The sequence below is a fragment of the Streptomyces sp. PSU-S4-23 genome (assembly GCF_055632315.1).
On sequence record NZ_JBVMUU010000002.1, the window covers coordinates 6258394 to 6272075 of the forward strand.

15 protein-coding genes and 5 tRNA genes are annotated in these 13682 nt (G+C 70.6%); 16 read left to right on the forward strand and 4 right to left on the reverse strand.

Annotated elements, in window-relative coordinates:
• The first annotated feature begins 29 nt into the window (after positions 1 to 29).
• The 8 genes from ACZ79I_RS28555 (at position 30) to ACZ79I_RS28590 (ending at position 3729) form a co-directional block, all read left to right on the forward strand.
• A complete protein-coding gene (locus ACZ79I_RS28555) occupies positions 30 to 806 on the forward strand; it encodes a fumarylacetoacetate hydrolase family protein (RefSeq protein ID WP_471500775.1) in 777 nt (258 codons plus the stop codon).
• Positions 799 to 2274 carry a glutamate--tRNA ligase gene (gltX, locus tag ACZ79I_RS28560; protein WP_471500777.1) on the forward strand — a complete coding sequence of 492 codons (1476 nt, stop codon included), beginning with the start codon at positions 799 to 801 and terminating at the stop codon, positions 2272 to 2274. The genes ACZ79I_RS28555 and gltX overlap by 8 nt, the downstream gene beginning before the upstream one ends.
• Positions 2275 to 2345: 71 nt before the next feature.
• Positions 2346 to 3101: an HAD family hydrolase gene (locus tag ACZ79I_RS28565; protein ID WP_471500779.1), complete on the forward strand. Its 756-nt coding sequence runs from the start codon at positions 2346 to 2348 to the stop codon at positions 3099 to 3101.
• Between the two features lie 90 nt (positions 3102 to 3191).
• Positions 3192 to 3263, forward strand: a tRNA-Gln gene (locus ACZ79I_RS28570).
• Positions 3264 to 3302: 39 nt separating this feature from the next.
• Positions 3303 to 3375: transfer RNA gene (locus tag ACZ79I_RS28575), tRNA-Glu, on the forward strand.
• Between the two features lie 87 nt (positions 3376 to 3462).
• Positions 3463 to 3535, forward strand: a tRNA-Glu gene (locus ACZ79I_RS28580).
• Between the two features lie 21 nt (positions 3536 to 3556).
• Positions 3557 to 3628, forward strand: a tRNA-Gln gene (locus tag ACZ79I_RS28585).
• A 28-nt stretch (positions 3629 to 3656) separates the two neighbouring features.
• Positions 3657 to 3729, forward strand: a tRNA-Glu gene (locus tag ACZ79I_RS28590).
• A gap of 63 nt (positions 3730 to 3792) precedes the next feature.
• On the opposite strand, the gene ACZ79I_RS28595 is transcribed toward ACZ79I_RS28590, so the two are convergent.
• On the reverse strand, positions 3793 to 4437 hold the full coding sequence (locus tag ACZ79I_RS28595) for a MerR family transcriptional regulator (protein WP_471500781.1): 645 nt from the start codon (positions 4435 to 4437) through the stop codon (positions 3793 to 3795).
• A gap of 86 nt (positions 4438 to 4523) precedes the next feature.
• Between ACZ79I_RS28595 and ACZ79I_RS28600 the strand changes: the two genes are divergently transcribed.
• On the forward strand, positions 4524 to 5042 hold the full coding sequence (locus tag ACZ79I_RS28600) for a DUF4188 domain-containing protein (protein WP_471500783.1): 519 nt from the start codon (positions 4524 to 4526) through the stop codon (positions 5040 to 5042).
• 93 nt (positions 5043 to 5135) lie between these two features.
• On the opposite strand, the gene ndgR is transcribed toward ACZ79I_RS28600, so the two are convergent.
• On the reverse strand, positions 5136 to 5852 hold the full coding sequence (gene ndgR, locus ACZ79I_RS28605; RefSeq protein WP_023546516.1) for an IclR family transcriptional regulator NdgR: 717 nt from the start codon (positions 5850 to 5852) through the stop codon (positions 5136 to 5138).
• Between the two features lie 189 nt (positions 5853 to 6041).
• On the opposite strand from ndgR, the gene leuC reads away from it, so the two are divergent.
• The 4 genes from leuC to ACZ79I_RS28625 all read left to right on the forward strand — a co-directional run bounded on the left by leuC (position 6042) and on the right by ACZ79I_RS28625 (position 9318).
• Positions 6042 to 7466, forward strand: a complete 1425-nt coding sequence (gene leuC, locus ACZ79I_RS28610) for a 3-isopropylmalate dehydratase large subunit (RefSeq protein WP_471500785.1) — start codon at positions 6042 to 6044, stop codon at positions 7464 to 7466.
• A gap of 5 nt (positions 7467 to 7471) precedes the next feature.
• Complete coding sequence (gene leuD / locus ACZ79I_RS28615) at positions 7472 to 8065, forward strand: 3-isopropylmalate dehydratase small subunit (protein WP_471500787.1); 594 nt, start codon at positions 7472 to 7474, stop codon at positions 8063 to 8065.
• 265 nt (positions 8066 to 8330) lie between these two features.
• Entirely contained in the window at positions 8331 to 8561 is a 231-nt protein-coding gene (locus ACZ79I_RS28620; RefSeq protein WP_471500789.1) for an SCO5555 family protein, read from the forward strand.
• A gap of 127 nt (positions 8562 to 8688) precedes the next feature.
• On the forward strand, positions 8689 to 9318 hold the full coding sequence (locus ACZ79I_RS28625; protein ID WP_471500791.1) for an HU family DNA-binding protein: 630 nt from the start codon (positions 8689 to 8691) through the stop codon (positions 9316 to 9318).
• Positions 9319 to 9394: 76 nt separating this feature from the next.
• On the opposite strand, the gene ACZ79I_RS28630 is transcribed toward ACZ79I_RS28625, so the two are convergent.
• Together ACZ79I_RS28630 and cofC are read right to left on the reverse strand one after the other, a co-directional pair.
• Positions 9395 to 9598 (reverse strand): hypothetical protein, encoded by a 204-nt coding sequence (locus tag ACZ79I_RS28630; RefSeq protein WP_381080367.1) that lies wholly within the window; start codon positions 9596 to 9598, stop codon positions 9395 to 9397.
• A gap of 144 nt (positions 9599 to 9742) precedes the next feature.
• Positions 9743 to 10390, reverse strand: coding sequence for a 2-phospho-L-lactate guanylyltransferase (gene cofC / locus ACZ79I_RS28635; protein ID WP_471500794.1), 648 nt, complete (start codon positions 10388 to 10390; stop codon positions 9743 to 9745).
• 235 nt (positions 10391 to 10625) lie between these two features.
• Here cofC and ACZ79I_RS28640 point away from each other — a divergent pair, with 235 nt between their 5' ends.
• From ACZ79I_RS28640 to ACZ79I_RS28650, 3 genes are all read left to right on the forward strand, one after another.
• Complete coding sequence (locus tag ACZ79I_RS28640; RefSeq protein WP_471500796.1) at positions 10626 to 11396, forward strand: lysophospholipid acyltransferase family protein; 771 nt, start codon at positions 10626 to 10628, stop codon at positions 11394 to 11396.
• Positions 11393 to 12403: an NAD(P)H-dependent glycerol-3-phosphate dehydrogenase gene (locus ACZ79I_RS28645; protein WP_471500798.1), complete on the forward strand. Its 1011-nt coding sequence runs from the start codon at positions 11393 to 11395 to the stop codon at positions 12401 to 12403. Before ACZ79I_RS28640 ends, ACZ79I_RS28645 begins: the two co-directional genes overlap by 4 nt.
• Positions 12404 to 12513: 110 nt before the next feature.
• On the forward strand, positions 12514 to 13671 hold the full coding sequence (locus tag ACZ79I_RS28650; protein WP_471500800.1) for a D-alanine--D-alanine ligase family protein: 1158 nt from the start codon (positions 12514 to 12516) through the stop codon (positions 13669 to 13671).
• The last annotated feature ends 11 nt before the right edge of the window (positions 13672 to 13682 follow it).

Genomic DNA, 13682 nt, shown 5'->3' on the forward strand with positions numbered 1-13682 from the left:
GCCAGCTCAGTGAGGGGCGCAAGGATCCCGTGCGCATCGCCAGGTTCTCCATCGACGGGAACGTCGCCTTCGGCGCGGTCGAGGGCGACAAGCCGGACGAACTCGTCCTCGACATCATCAAGGGCATCCCGTTCGCGGACTTCGAGCTCTCCGGCACGAAGGTGCCGCTGAGCCAGGTCAGGCTGCTGCCGCCGGTGCTCCCCAACAAGGTCGTGGCCTTCGGGCGCAACTACGCGGAGCACGCCAGGGAACTGGGCAACGAGGTGCCCGAGGCCCCGTTCGCCTTCTTCAAGCCCTCCACCTCGGTGATCGGCCCCGGCGATGCGATCGCGTACCCGTCCTTCTCCCAGGAACTGCACCACGAGGCCGAGCTGGCTGTGGTGATCGGCCGTATGTGCCGCGAGGTCCCGCGCGAGCGGGTCAAGGACGTGATCCTGGGCTACACCTGCGCCAACGACGTCACCGCGCGCGACGTGCAGCGGCGCGAGAAGCAGTGGGCGCGGGCCAAGGGCTTCGACACCTCCTGCCCGCTCGGCCCCTGGGTGGAGACCGACCTCGACCCGGCCGACCTCACCATCCAGCTCACGGTCAACGGCGAGCAGCGCCAGCTCGGCCGGACGAGCGAGATGATCCACCCGGTCGAGGACCTGATCGTGAACATCTCCGAGGCCATGACGCTGCTCCCCGGCGACGTGATCCTCACGGGCACCCCCTCGGGGGTCGGCCCCCTCCATGTCGGCGACGAGGTCGCCGTCACCATCGAAGGCATCGGCACTCTCACCAACAAGGTGATCAAGCGTGGCTAACGCGAACGTCCGCGTACGTTTCTGTCCGTCCCCGACCGGCAACCCCCACGTGGGCCTGGTCCGCACCGCCCTGTTCAACTGGGCGTTCGCCCGCCACACCGGCGGTACGTTCGTCTTCCGCATCGAGGACACGGACGTGGCCCGCGACTCGGAGGAGTCGTACGTCCAGCTCCTGGACTCGCTGCGCTGGCTGGGCTTCGACTGGGACGAGGGACCCGAGGTCGGCGGCCCCCACGCGCCGTACCGCCAGTCCCAGCGGATGGACGTCTACCAGGACGTGGCGCGCAGGCTCCTGGACGGCGGGTACGCCTACCACTGCTACTGCACGACGCAGGAGCTGGACTCCCGCCGCGAGGCCGCCCGGGCCGCCGGCAGGCCCTCCGGTTACGACGGCCACTGCCGCGAGCTGACCGCCGAGCAGGTCGCGGCGTACGAGGCCGAGGGCCGCGCCCCCATCGTCCGCTTCCGCATGCCCGACGAGACGATCACCTTCACCGACCTGGTCCGCGGCGAACTGACCTTCACGCCGGAGAACGTGCCGGACTACGGGATCGTACGGGCGAACGGGGCACCCCTGTACACGCTCGTGAACCCGGTCGACGACGCCCTGATGGAGATCACCCACGTCCTGCGCGGCGAGGACCTGCTCTCCTCCACCCCGCGCCAGATCGCCCTCTACAAGGCGCTGATCGAGCTGGGCATCGCGAAGGCCGTGCCCGCGTTCGGGCACCTGCCGTACGTGATGGGCGAGGGCAACAAGAAGCTGTCGAAGCGCGACCCGCAGTCCTCGCTGAACCTCTACCGCGAGCGCGGCTTCCTGCCGGAGGGCCTGCTCAACTACCTCTCCCTGCTGGGCTGGTCGCTCGCCGCCGACCGCGACATCTTCACGATCGACGAGATGGTCGCCGCCTTCGACATCGCGGACGTGAACCCCAACCCCGCCCGGTTCGACCTGAAGAAGGCCGAGTCGATCAACGCCGACCACATCCGGCTGCTCGACGTGAAGGACTTCACGGAGCGCTGCGCGCCCTGGCTGAAGGCCCCGTTCGCGCCGTGGGCGCCCGAGGACTTCGACGAGGCGAAGTGGCTGGCGATCGCCCCGCACGCACAGACCCGCGTCAAGGTCCTGTCCGAGATCACCGACAACGTCGACTTCCTGTTCCTGCCGGAGCCGGTGTCCGACGAGGCGTCCTGGACCAAGGCCATGAAGGAGGGCAGCGACGCACTGCTGCGCACGGCCCGCGGGAACCTCGACGCGGCCGACTGGGGCTCCGCCGAGTCGCTGAAGGAGGCCGTCCTGGCCGCCGGCGAGGCCCACGGCCTCAAGCTCGGCAAGGCCCAGGCCCCGGTCCGCGTCGCCGTCACCGGCCGCACGGTCGGCCTGCCGCTGTTCGAGTCCCTGGAGGTCCTGGGCAAGGAGCGGACCCTGGCCCGCCTCGATGCGGCGCTGGCGAAGCTGACGGCCTGACCCGTCCGGATGCAGGGGCGGCACCCGATCGGGTGCCGCCCCTCGTCGTCCGCGGCGGTACCGTCAAAGGCATGGCGATCACAGCTGTCGTGTGGGACGTCGACGACACCCTCTTCGACTACACCACCGCCGACCGGGCCGGCATGCGCGGGCACCTGGCCGCCGAGGGCCTGCTCGACGCGTACGAGACCGTGGAGCAGGCCCTCGCGCGCTGGCGGGAGATCACCGACCGGCAGTGGGCGCGGTACGCGGCCGGGGAGATCTCGTTCGAGGGGCAGCGCCGGGACCGCGTGCGGGTCTTCCTGGGGGAGGAGCTGACCGACGACGAGGCCGACTCCTGGTTCCGGCGCTACCTGGACCACTACGAGACGGCCTGGGCCCTCTTCCCCGACGTCCTGCCCGCTCTGGACGCCCTCGCCGCCAGCCACCGGCACGCCGTGCTGTCCAACTCCAGCCTCCACGTCCAGGACCCCAAGCTGCGCGCCCTCGGCGTCCGCGACCGCTTCGAGGCCGTCCTGTGCGCCGCCGAACTGGGCTTCTCCAAGCCGGACGCCCGGGCCTTCCGCGCGGCCTGCGACGCCCTGGAACTCGCCCCGCACCGGGTGGCGTACGTCGGCGACCATCCGGAGATCGACGGCCGGGGCGCCGCCGAGGCCGGGCTGCTGTCCGTGTGGATCGACCGTTCGGGCGTGAGCACCGTCACGGACACGCCGATGGCGTCGCGGCCCGAAGTACCCGCGGGCCTGCGCCGGATCGCCTCCCTCGCCGAACTCCCCGCGGTCCTCGGCGCGGATACCCGTTTTGGAGCGCCGTCCACCTTCGGGTAATGTTCTTCCTGCGCCGCCGGGGTCGGGCCGAAGGGCCGGTCACCGGAAGCGCGAGCTAGAACAAGAACCCCTCCGGGGCTTGCGTTCCAGTGGCCTATGGTGTAATTGGCAGCACGACTGATTCTGGTTCAGTTAGTCTTGGTTCGAGTCCAGGTAGGCCAGCTCGCAGAGCTTTTCTGCACCCGCGGATCTCATCCGCAAGCCCCCGTTGTGTAGCGGCCTAGCACGCTGCCCTCTCAAGGCAGTAGCGCCGGTTCGAATCCGGTCGGGGGTACAGATCCTTCCCGCGAGGACAGCTCGGGTCGCTCCCGTTGTCCCCGTGTGGACAAAACCCGGCTGTCGCCGGGTGGGGATCGCCAAGGCCCCCGTTGTGTAGCGGCCTAGCACGCCGCCCTCTCAAGGCGGTAGCGCCGGTTCGAATCCGGTCGGGGGTACTGAAAGGTCTAAACCACCTTTGGTCTATGGTGTAATTGGCAGCACGACTGATTCTGGTTCAGTTAGTCTTGGTTCGAGTCCAGGTAGACCAGCTCGGGCCTGCGGAGACGCAGGATCCTCGCCCCCGTTGTGTAGCGGCCTAGCACGCCGCCCTCTCAAGGCGGTAGCGCCGGTTCGAATCCGGTCGGGGGTACGTACGACGATCGATGGGCCTCCGGTTCCGGCCGGGGGCCCATCGGCGTTCCCGTGGCAGGGCCTATTTGAACCCGTACCGCCGCGCCGCCTCCTCCTCCTGTGCCAGCCGGTGCAGGGCCTGCAGGATCGGCTCCGCGAGGACCACCCCCAGAACCGCGGTCTCGGCCTTCTCTGCCTCCGACGGATGTGTCTCCACGAAGTCCAGGTCGAGCATGGCCACCTGGTGCATCAACCGTGCGTACGACGCGAGCAGTTCGGGGCCCCAGTCGTAGCCGAGCCGTCTGAACGCGGCCACCGCCACCACCAGCGAACGGTAGGCCGGGGAGATGGTGATCAGCGCCTTGGCGTGCGGCCAGCCCAGGGTGTCCAGCAGGTCGTCCACCTCGCGGTGCGCGGCCCGGATGTGATCGTCCTCCTCGTCGGGCTCGGCCACCTGCGGCAACGCCCACAGCGCCGCGCCCAGCCGGATCGTGCGCCCCAGGGAGTCGTCGTCGACGTGCCCGAGCACCTCCCGCACCGTCGCCACCGGGACCCGGCCGATCTGGATCATCGCCCGCACCAGCCGCAGCCGGCGCAGATGGCTCTCGTCGTACTCGGCCGTCGTCGCGTTGATCTGGTGGCCCGGCGCCAACAGCCCCTCGCGCAGGTAGTACTTGATCGTCGCGGTGGACACGCCACTGCGTTCGCTCAGCTGGGCCAGCCGCATCTCTTGCGCCCTTCCTTGGTAAGTGCCACTATCCAAGCATCGCCACAGAAGATAGTGCCGCTATCCGATCGAGTCGGGGGTCGTTCATGTTCGTGAAACCGATTCCGGGACGCACCACCGCGGCCGTCGAAGGCGACGCCGTGGTGCTGCTGATCGGTATGCGCGTCAACCACTTCTGGGCGGTGCACCAGTGGCTCCCGGTCATGCTGTCGATGTTCCGCATGCTGGGGGAGCTTGCCCGCGACAGGGACCGGGGGCTGCTGGGACGTGTCCTGCTGACGGCGTCGCCGCGGACCTACTACGTGGTCCAGTACTGGGAGTCCAAGGAGAAGCTCTACGCCTACGCCGCCTCGCCCGACATGTTCCACCACCGGGTGTGGGGGATCGTGAACCGCAAGGAGCGCGCGGGCAAGGTGCGCGGACACGTCGGCCTGTGGCACGAGGCGTACGTCGTGCCCGAGGGCTCGTACGAGTCGATCTACTTCGACATGCCGCCCTTCGGACTCGCGGCGGCCACGGGGGTGCTGCCGGTCGAGAGCCGGGGACGGCGGGCCGCGGACAGGTTCGCGCACCGCTCGTCCGGGAAGGCCGGGGAGGCCGCCTGACAGGAAAGACAGGAAAGACGGGGGAGACGGGGGATCGGGGAGGGGCCCGCCGCGGCGTTGAGGCGGGCCCCTCCCCGATGACGGCGGGACGGGTCAGCCGGAGCGGCGCAGCGCCTCGGAGAGGCGGGCGGCCGCGTCGATGACCGCCTGGGCGTGCATACGGCCGGGGTGCCGGGTCAGCCGCTCGATGGGGCCGGAGACGGAGACCGCGGCCACCACGCGGTTGGAGGGGCCGCGCACGGGTGCGGAGACGGAGGCGACACCCGGCTCGCGCTCCCCGATGGACTGTGCCCAGCCGCGGCGCCGCACCCCCGACAGGGCCGTGGCCGTGAAGCGGGCGCCCTGAAGACCTCGGTGCAGCCGCTCGGGCTCCTCCCAGGCCAGCAGGATCTGCGCTGAGGAGCCCGCCTTCATCGTGAGTGTCGAGCCCACCGGAACCGTGTCCCTGAGGCCCGAGAGGCGCTCCGCGGCGGCGACGCAGATGCGCATGTCCCCCTGGCGGCGATAGAGCTGCGCGCTCTCGCCCGTGACGTCGCGGAGGTGGGTCAGCACCGGGCCCGCCGTCGCCAGCAGCCGGTCCTCACCCGCCGCCGCGGCCAGCTCGGCCAGCCTGGGGCCGAGGATGAAACGGCCCTGCATGTCGCGCGCCACCATGCGGTGGTGTTCCAGTGCCACGGCGAGGCGGTGTGCCGTGGGTCGTGCCAGTCCGGTGGCGCCGACCAGACCCGCGAGGGTGGCCGGACCGGACTCCAGGGCGCTCAGGACCAGGGCCGCCTTGTCCAGAACGCCGACGCCGCTACTGTTGTCCATGCAACGATACTCACGTCTCACTCTGTGAAACGCAAGTTCAATTTTCCGTGGAACGCGCCACCCTTGGAGTCACAGCGGCCCGCGGACCGACGGGTCCGGCGGCGGACGCCCGGAATCAGGGGGTGCGGGCGCCGCTTCCACACGATCTCTAGTTGGGCCGGCGCGCTCGTGCCGGCCGGAGGGAAAGCGATGGGTAGGACACTCGCGGAGAAGGTCTGGGACGACCACGTCGTCCGGCGCGCCGAGGGCGAGCCCGACCTCCTCTACATCGATCTGCACCTGCTGCACGAGGTGACCAGCCCCCAGGCGTTCGACGGCCTGCGCAAGAGCGGCCGCCGGGTGCGCCGGCTCGACCTCACCATCGCGACCGAGGATCACAACACCCCCACCCTCGACATCGACAAGCCCATCGCGGACCCCGTCTCGCGCGCCCAGCTGGAGACGCTGCGCAAGAACTGCGCCGAGTTCGGCGTCCGGCTGCACCCGCTGGGCGACGTGGAGCAGGGCGTCGTGCACGTCGTCGGCCCGCAGCTGGGCCTGACCCAGCCGGGCACGACCGTCGTCTGCGGCGACTCCCACACCTCCACGCACGGCGCCTTCGGCGCGCTCGCCTTCGGCATCGGCACCTCCCAGGTCGAGCACGTGCTGGCGACCCAGACGCTGCCGATGGCCCGCCCGAAGACCATGGCCATCACGGTCGACGGCGAGCTGCCCGAGGGCGTCACCGCCAAGGACCTGATCCTGGCGATCATCGCGAAGATCGGCACCGGCGGCGGCCAGGGCTACGTCCTGGAGTACCGCGGCCCGGCCATCGAGAAGCTCTCGATGGAGGCCCGGATGACCATCTGCAACATGTCGATCGAGGCCGGCGCCCGGGCCGGCATGATCGCCCCGGACGAGACCACGTTCGCCTACCTCAAGGGCCGGCCGCACGCCCCCGAGGGCGCCGACTGGGACGCCGCGGTGGAGTACTGGAGCACGCTGCGGACCGACGACGACGCGGAATTCGACGCCGAGGTCCGCATCGACGCCGCCGAGCTGTCCCCGTTCGTCACCTGGGGCACCAACCCGGGGCAGGGCGCGCCGCTGTCGACCACCGTCCCCGACCCCGCTTCGTACGAGGACGCCTCGGAGCGCCTCGCCGCCGAAAAGGCCCTGGAGTACATGGGGTTGGAGGCGGGCAGGCCGCTGCGCTCCATCACGGTGGACACCGTCTTCGTAGGCTCCTGCACCAACGGCCGCATCGAGGACCTGCGCGCCGCCGCCTCGGTCCTCAAGAACCGCAAAGTCGCCGAGGGCGTACGGATGCTGGTCGTCCCGGGTTCCGCGCGGGTGGGCCTGCAGGCCGTCTCCGAGGGACTGGACGTGGTCTTCAAGGAGGCCGGCGCCGAGTGGCGGCACGCGGGCTGCTCGATGTGCCTCGGGATGAACCCGGACCAGCTGGCCCCGGGCGAGCGCTCCGCGTCCACCTCCAACCGCAACTTCGAGGGCAGGCAGGGCAAGGGCGGGCGTACGCACCTGGTCTCGCCGCAGGTCGCCGCCGCCACCGCGGTCCTCGGCCACCTGGCCTCCCCGGCCGATCTGTCCGACGCCCCTGCGCCCGCTGGAGTCTGAGAACCATGGAAGCATTCACCACGCACACCGGCCGGGCCGTCCCGCTGCGCCGCAGCAACGTCGACACCGACCAGATCATCCCCGCCCACTGGCTCAAGAAGGTGACCCGGGACGGGTTCGAGGACGGGCTGTTCGAGGCATGGCGCAAGGACCCCGCCTTCGTGCTCAACCGCCCCGAGCGGCAGGGCGCCACCGTGCTGGTCGCCGGCCCGGACTTCGGCACCGGCTCCTCCCGTGAGCACGCCGTCTGGGCGCTGCAGAACTACGGCTTCAAGGCGGTCCTCTCCTCCCGGTTCGCCGACATCTTCCGCGGCAACTCGCTGAAGAACGGTCTGCTCACGGTCGTCCTGGAGCAGAAGACCGTGGACGCCCTGTGGGAGCTCACCGAGCACAACCCCGAGGCGGAGATCACGGTCGACCTGGAGAACCGCGAGGTGCGCGCCGAGGGCATCACCGCCGCCTTCGAGCTGGACGAGAACTCCCGCTGGCGGCTGCTGAACGGCCTCGACGACATCTCCATCACCCTCCGGAACGAGGACGACATCGCCGCGTACGAGGCGGGCCGCCCGGCGTACAAGCCGCGGACCCTCCCGGTCTGACACCCGGCTCCGCAAGGGCTGCTTTCGGCCATCACGACACCTCTCTGTACCCCCAATCGTGGACGGTTGGGGGTACAGCCGTTCCTGCGGGCAACCGGCTCGGCGTGCTGCCGCGAACGGCCTCAACTTCCCTGGTTACAAGGGTCATTGCCTGGGTACGCGCGTCTCGGCGCCGCGCTGCCCCAAGGCACCCCAAGGGCCCCTGGGAGACGGCAGTTGCCCCCCAGCGGGGGCGACAACTCGCCCCAGATGGCACAATCTGTGCATGGACAACGACGGCCAACTCGAGCTCTATACGGCGGTCGCGGCCCAACTCAAGGAAGCGCACGCAAGGGTGCGCGCACTGCAAGTCCCGGAGGGCGTACGGATGGCGCTGACCCGGAAGCTGCTGGTCCTTACGGCCGCGGCCAAGCACGATCCCGCCGAAGCGGCCAGGCGTCTCGAGCGGTTCATGAGCGACCTCGACGAGGAGCGAATCCCCGAAGAGGAAGTCTGAAACGGCCGAGTCCGTTGCGGCACGAGGGTGATAAGCCCGTTTCGTGTTTGATTTGCGGTATATATCTGCCTAACGTGCGAAAAAGCTTGAACACTTTCGTTCTGGCGATGTCTCCGAAGGGGAAGACGTGAACAAGGCGCAGCTCGTAGAAGCGATTGCCGACAAGATGGGCGGCCGCCAGCAGGCCGCCGATGCTGTCGACGCGGTCCTGGACGCCATCGTCCGCGCGGTCGTCGGAGGCGACCGGGTCTCGGTCACCGGCTTCGGTTCGTTCGAGAAGGTCGAGCGTCCGGCCCGTTACGCCCGCAACCCTCAGACGGGCGAGCGGGTACGGGTCAAGAAGACCTCTGTGCCGCGCTTCCGTGCGGGTCAGGGCTTCAAGGACCTGGTGAGCGGGTCCAAGAAGCTCCCGCGCGGTGGTGAGGTCGCCGTCAAGAAGGCACCCAAGGGCAGCCTCACCGGGGGCGCCGCGGCCACGGTCAAGAAGGCGGCGGCCAAGAAGGTCACCGCCAAGAGGGCGGCGCCCGCGAAGAAGGTCACCGCGAAGAAGGTCACCGCCAAGAAGGCGGCACCCGCGAAGAAGGTCACCGCGAAGAAGACGACGGCCAAGAAGACCACCGCGGCCGCGAAGAAGGCCACCGCGAAGAAGACGACGGCCAAGAAGGCGGCGGCCAAGAAGGCCCCCGCGAAGAAGGCCCCGGCCAAGAAGTCCACCGCCCGGAAGACCACCGCCAAGAAGACCACCGCCCGCAGGTAGACGGGGCGCACGGGCACTCACGCGCCGGGCCGGGCTCCCATGGGGAGGCCGGCCCGCGGTGTGTCCGGCAGCGGGATCAGAAGGTGTGCAGGGTCACCAGCGTGATGCGCCGGGCGTCACCCTCGCCCTCGGTCTCGATCCGCACCCGCTGCCCAGGACGAAGCAGCCTGAGCCCGCCCGCGTCGAAGGCCGGTGCGTCGAAGGGGACGGGCGTGCCGTCGTCGAGCAGCACCTGGCCGGTGCGGGTCTCGGGATCGTAGGTGTACGCGGTCGCCTGCATGACGCAAGCCTATCGACCGCCACGGGAGCCTCTCGGCCGCCGGATCGCCCTCACGCCCGCCGCGGCGGGGAGCGGCGGACCCCTCTTCTCCGGCCTCCGTCCCGGACGCCCGGTGCACCGCGGTCCGGCCGCGGGCCTTTCCCCTCAGCCGGCGGGCCCGTCCGGGATGAGCAGCCGTGCCGCCATCGCCGCCGTGCGGGGCCCCACGCCCAGTGCCAGCGCCGCGCGCAGGTCGTCGCCGGTGTCCACGTCCTGGCGAACCGAGTCCACCGCGTCGAGCGCGAGCTGCCGCGCACCCGAGGCGCGGTGCCGCATCCGTGAATCCGGGCCGAACGCCGGCCGCAGTGCCCGGCCCGGAGCGGCGGCCAGCAGCGTCGTGCCGATTCCCGCGGCATCGGGCAGAAAAGCGCGCGGAAATGCGGCGGCCGCGTCCAGGACCCGCGCCAATTCCCCGGGGCGCAGCGCCGGAAGATCCGCGTTGAGCGCCGCCAGGGCGCAGCCGGGCCGGGCTCGCCGCACCCCCGCCTCCGCGTGTGTGAGGGCGGCGTTCAGGCCGTCCCCGGGCTCGTCCGCGACGATCCGCGCGCCCAGCGCCGCCAGCTCGCGCGCGGCGAGCGGGTCGTCCGTGACGACCGCCACATCGCGCACCGCCGCGCAGGCCAGCACCGCGGCCACCGTGTCCTGCGCGAAGGCGAGGGCGAGCCCCGGGCGCAGTCCGTCGGCCGCGGTGTCCGAGAGTCTGCTCTTCGCCCGCGCCAGGGCTTTCAGGGGTACGACCACAGTCCACTGCACGAGCGCTCCGTCCCTGTCTTGTCGCGTCCATTGTCACCCGGCCGCACCGGTGGCCCCCGGCGGCCCGCAGGGCGGGCGGCACGGCGGGAAGGCGGCCCGAGCCCCGTACAAGGGCGGTGGCGGGAGACGGGCGGGCGTACGGTGTTCTCGACAGACAGGCGGCCTGGGGCGACACTTGTGCGTCCCACAGCCAGTGCCAGGCCCCCGTGCCGGGTCCCTAGAGGAAGGTGTCCGCGTGCCCCGCCGCAGAATCGGCTTCTGGTACCGCTTCGCAGCGGTCCTCTGCAAACCGCCGTTGGTGGTTCTGCTCAAGAGGGACTGGCGCGGAATGGAGAACATTCCGGCCGACGGCGGATTTATCACGGCGGTGAACCACAATTCCCATGTGGACCCGTTCGGCTACGCGCACTATCAGTACAACACCGGGCGCGTTCCGCGATTCCTCGCCAAGGCCGGGCTTTTCAAGAAGGGGTTGGTCGGCGCCGTGATGCGCGGCACCGGGCAGATCCCCGTCTACCGGGAGAGCACGGACGCGCTCAGTGCCTTCCGCGCCGCGATCGACGCCGTGGAGCGCGGCGAGTGTGTCGCCTTCTACCCCGAGGGCACCCTCACCCGTGATCCGGCCGGCTGGCCGATGACCGGCAAGACCGGCGCCGCCCGCGTCGCCCTGCAGACCAGGTGCCCCGTGATCCCCGTCGCCCAGTGGGGCGCCAACGAACTGCTGCCTCCGTACGCCAAGAAGCCCCACCTCCTTCCGCGCAAGACGCACCACGTGCTCGCGGGCCCGCCCGTGGACCTCACGCGCTTCTACGACAAGGAGATGACTCCCGAGCTGCTGAAGGAGGTGACGGAGGCCATCATGGCCGCCATCACCCGCCAGCTGGAGGAGATCCGCGGCGAGAAGGCGCCCGAGAAGCCGTACGATCCGCGCGAGGTGCGCATCGAACAGCGCCGCAGGGCCGCCGAGCGGCACAGGCCGCGGCGCAAAGAGGGGGAGAACAAGTGAGCAAGCCGGTCAAGGCGGCCGTCTTCGGAACGGGATCCTGGGGAACGGCCTTCGGCATGGTGCTCGCCGACGCGGGGTGCGAGGTCGTCCTGTGGGCGCGCCGCGCGGAACTCGTCGAGGCCGTCAACTCCACCCGCACCAACCCGGACTACCTGCCGGGCGTCGAACTCCCCGAGAACCTGCGGGCCACCACGGACCCCGCCGAGGCCGCCCGCGACGCCGACTTCACGATACTCGCGATCCCCTCGCAGACCCTGCGCGGGAACCTCGCGGAATGGGCGCCGCTGCTCGCGCCCGACACCGTCCTCGTCTCCCTGATGAAGGGCATCGAACTCGGCTCCGCCATGCGGATGAGCGAGGTCGTCGAGGACGTCGCCAAGGTCGGCCCCGAACGCATCGCCGTCGTCACCGGGCCCAACCTGGCGCGGGAGATCGCCGCCCGCATGCCGGCGGCCGCCGTGGTCGCCTGCACCGACGAGGCCGTGGCCCGGCGGCTCCAGGCCGTCTGCCACACGCCGTACTTCCGGCCGTACACCAACACCGACGTGGTCGGCTGCGAACTCGGCGGCGCGGTCAAGAACGTCATCGGCCTGGCCGTCGGCATCGCGGACGGCATGGGCCTCGGGGACAACGCCAAGGGCTCGCTCATCACCCGCGGCCTCGCCGAGACCACCCGGCTCGGGCTCGCCATGGGCGCCGACCCGCTGACCTTCTCCGGGCTCGCGGGCCTGGGCGACCTGGTGGCCACCTGCTCCTCGCCCCTGTCGCGCAACCACACCTTCGGCACCAACCTCGGCAGGGGCATGACCCTGGAGGAGACCATCGCGGTCACCAAGCAGACCGCCGAGGGCGTCAAGTCCTGTGAGTCCGTGCTGGATCTGGCCCGCCGGCACGGGGTCGACATGCCCATCACGGAGACGGTCGTCGGCATCGTCCATGAGGGAAAGCCGCCGGTGGTCGCGCTCAAGGAGCTCATGTCGCGCAGCGCGAAACCCGAACGACGCTGAGCCACGCCGGGCCCCGTTCCCGGCTCGTTCGCCTCCGGGGCGTCCCTTCGGCCCACTCACGGAGACGGACGCTGTCTCAGGGCTCTGCCACCGGGTACGCTCAACGCGATATGAGCAGCGAGAACCTCCCCAAGAGCCCCGAGCAGCCGCCTCGCAGGCCCCGCGTTGCCGTTGTCTTCGGCGGCCGCAGCTCCGAACACGGGATCTCCGTGGTCACCGCCGGCGCGGTGCTGCGCGCCATCGACCGGACGAAGTACGACGTCCTGCCGATCGGGATCACCCAGGACGGCCGTTGGGCGCTCACCGCCGACGAACCGGACCGCATGGCGATCACCGAGCGCCGTACGCCCAGCGTCGAGGACCTGGCCGAGTCGCAGGAGGGCGGAGTGGTCCTGCCGGTCGACCCGTCGAGCCGCGAAGTCGTCTACGGCGAGCCCGGTTCGGTGCCCAAGGCGCTGGGTGAGGTCGACGTCGTCTTCCCGATGCTGCACGGCCCGTACGGCGAGGACGGCACCCTGCAGGGGCTCCTGGAGCTGTCCGGCGTCCCGTACGTGGGTTCGGGTGTGCTCGCCTCGGCCGTGGGCCAGGACAAGGAGTACATGAAGCACGTGTTCACCTCGTTCGGGCTCAGGGTCGGGCCCTACGTGGTGATCCGGCCGCGCGAGTGGCAGCGCGACGAGTCCGCCGCCCGCAAGAAGATCGTCGACTTCGCGGGCGAGCACGGCTGGCCGCTGTTCGTGAAGCCCGCCCGCGCCGGGTCGTCGATCGGCATCACCAAGGTCGACGGTCTGGCGGATCTGGACGAGGCGATCGCGGAGGCCCAGCGGCACGACCCGAAGATCCTGGTGGAGGCCGCGGTGCGCGGCCGCGAGATCGAGTGCGGCGTCCTGGAGTTCGAGGACGGGCCGCGCGCCTCGGTGCCCGCCGAGATCCCGCCGCCGGACGCGCACGCGTACTACGACTTCGAGGCCAAGTACATCGACTCCACCCCCGGCATCGTGCCCGCCCCGCTGACCGAGGAGCAGACCGCCGAGGTCCAGCGGCTCGCGGTGGGGGCGTTCGAGGCCGCCTCCTGCGAGGGACTGGTGCGCGCGGACTTCTTCCTCACCGAGGACGGCGAGTTCGTGATCAACGAGATCAACACGATGCCCGGGTTCACCCCGATCTCGATGTACCCGCAGATGTGGCAGGCGAGCGGGATCGGCTACCAGGAACTGGTGGACCGCCTGATCCAGGCGGCGCTGAACCGCTCGACGGGCCTGCGCTGAAGCGCGTCCCC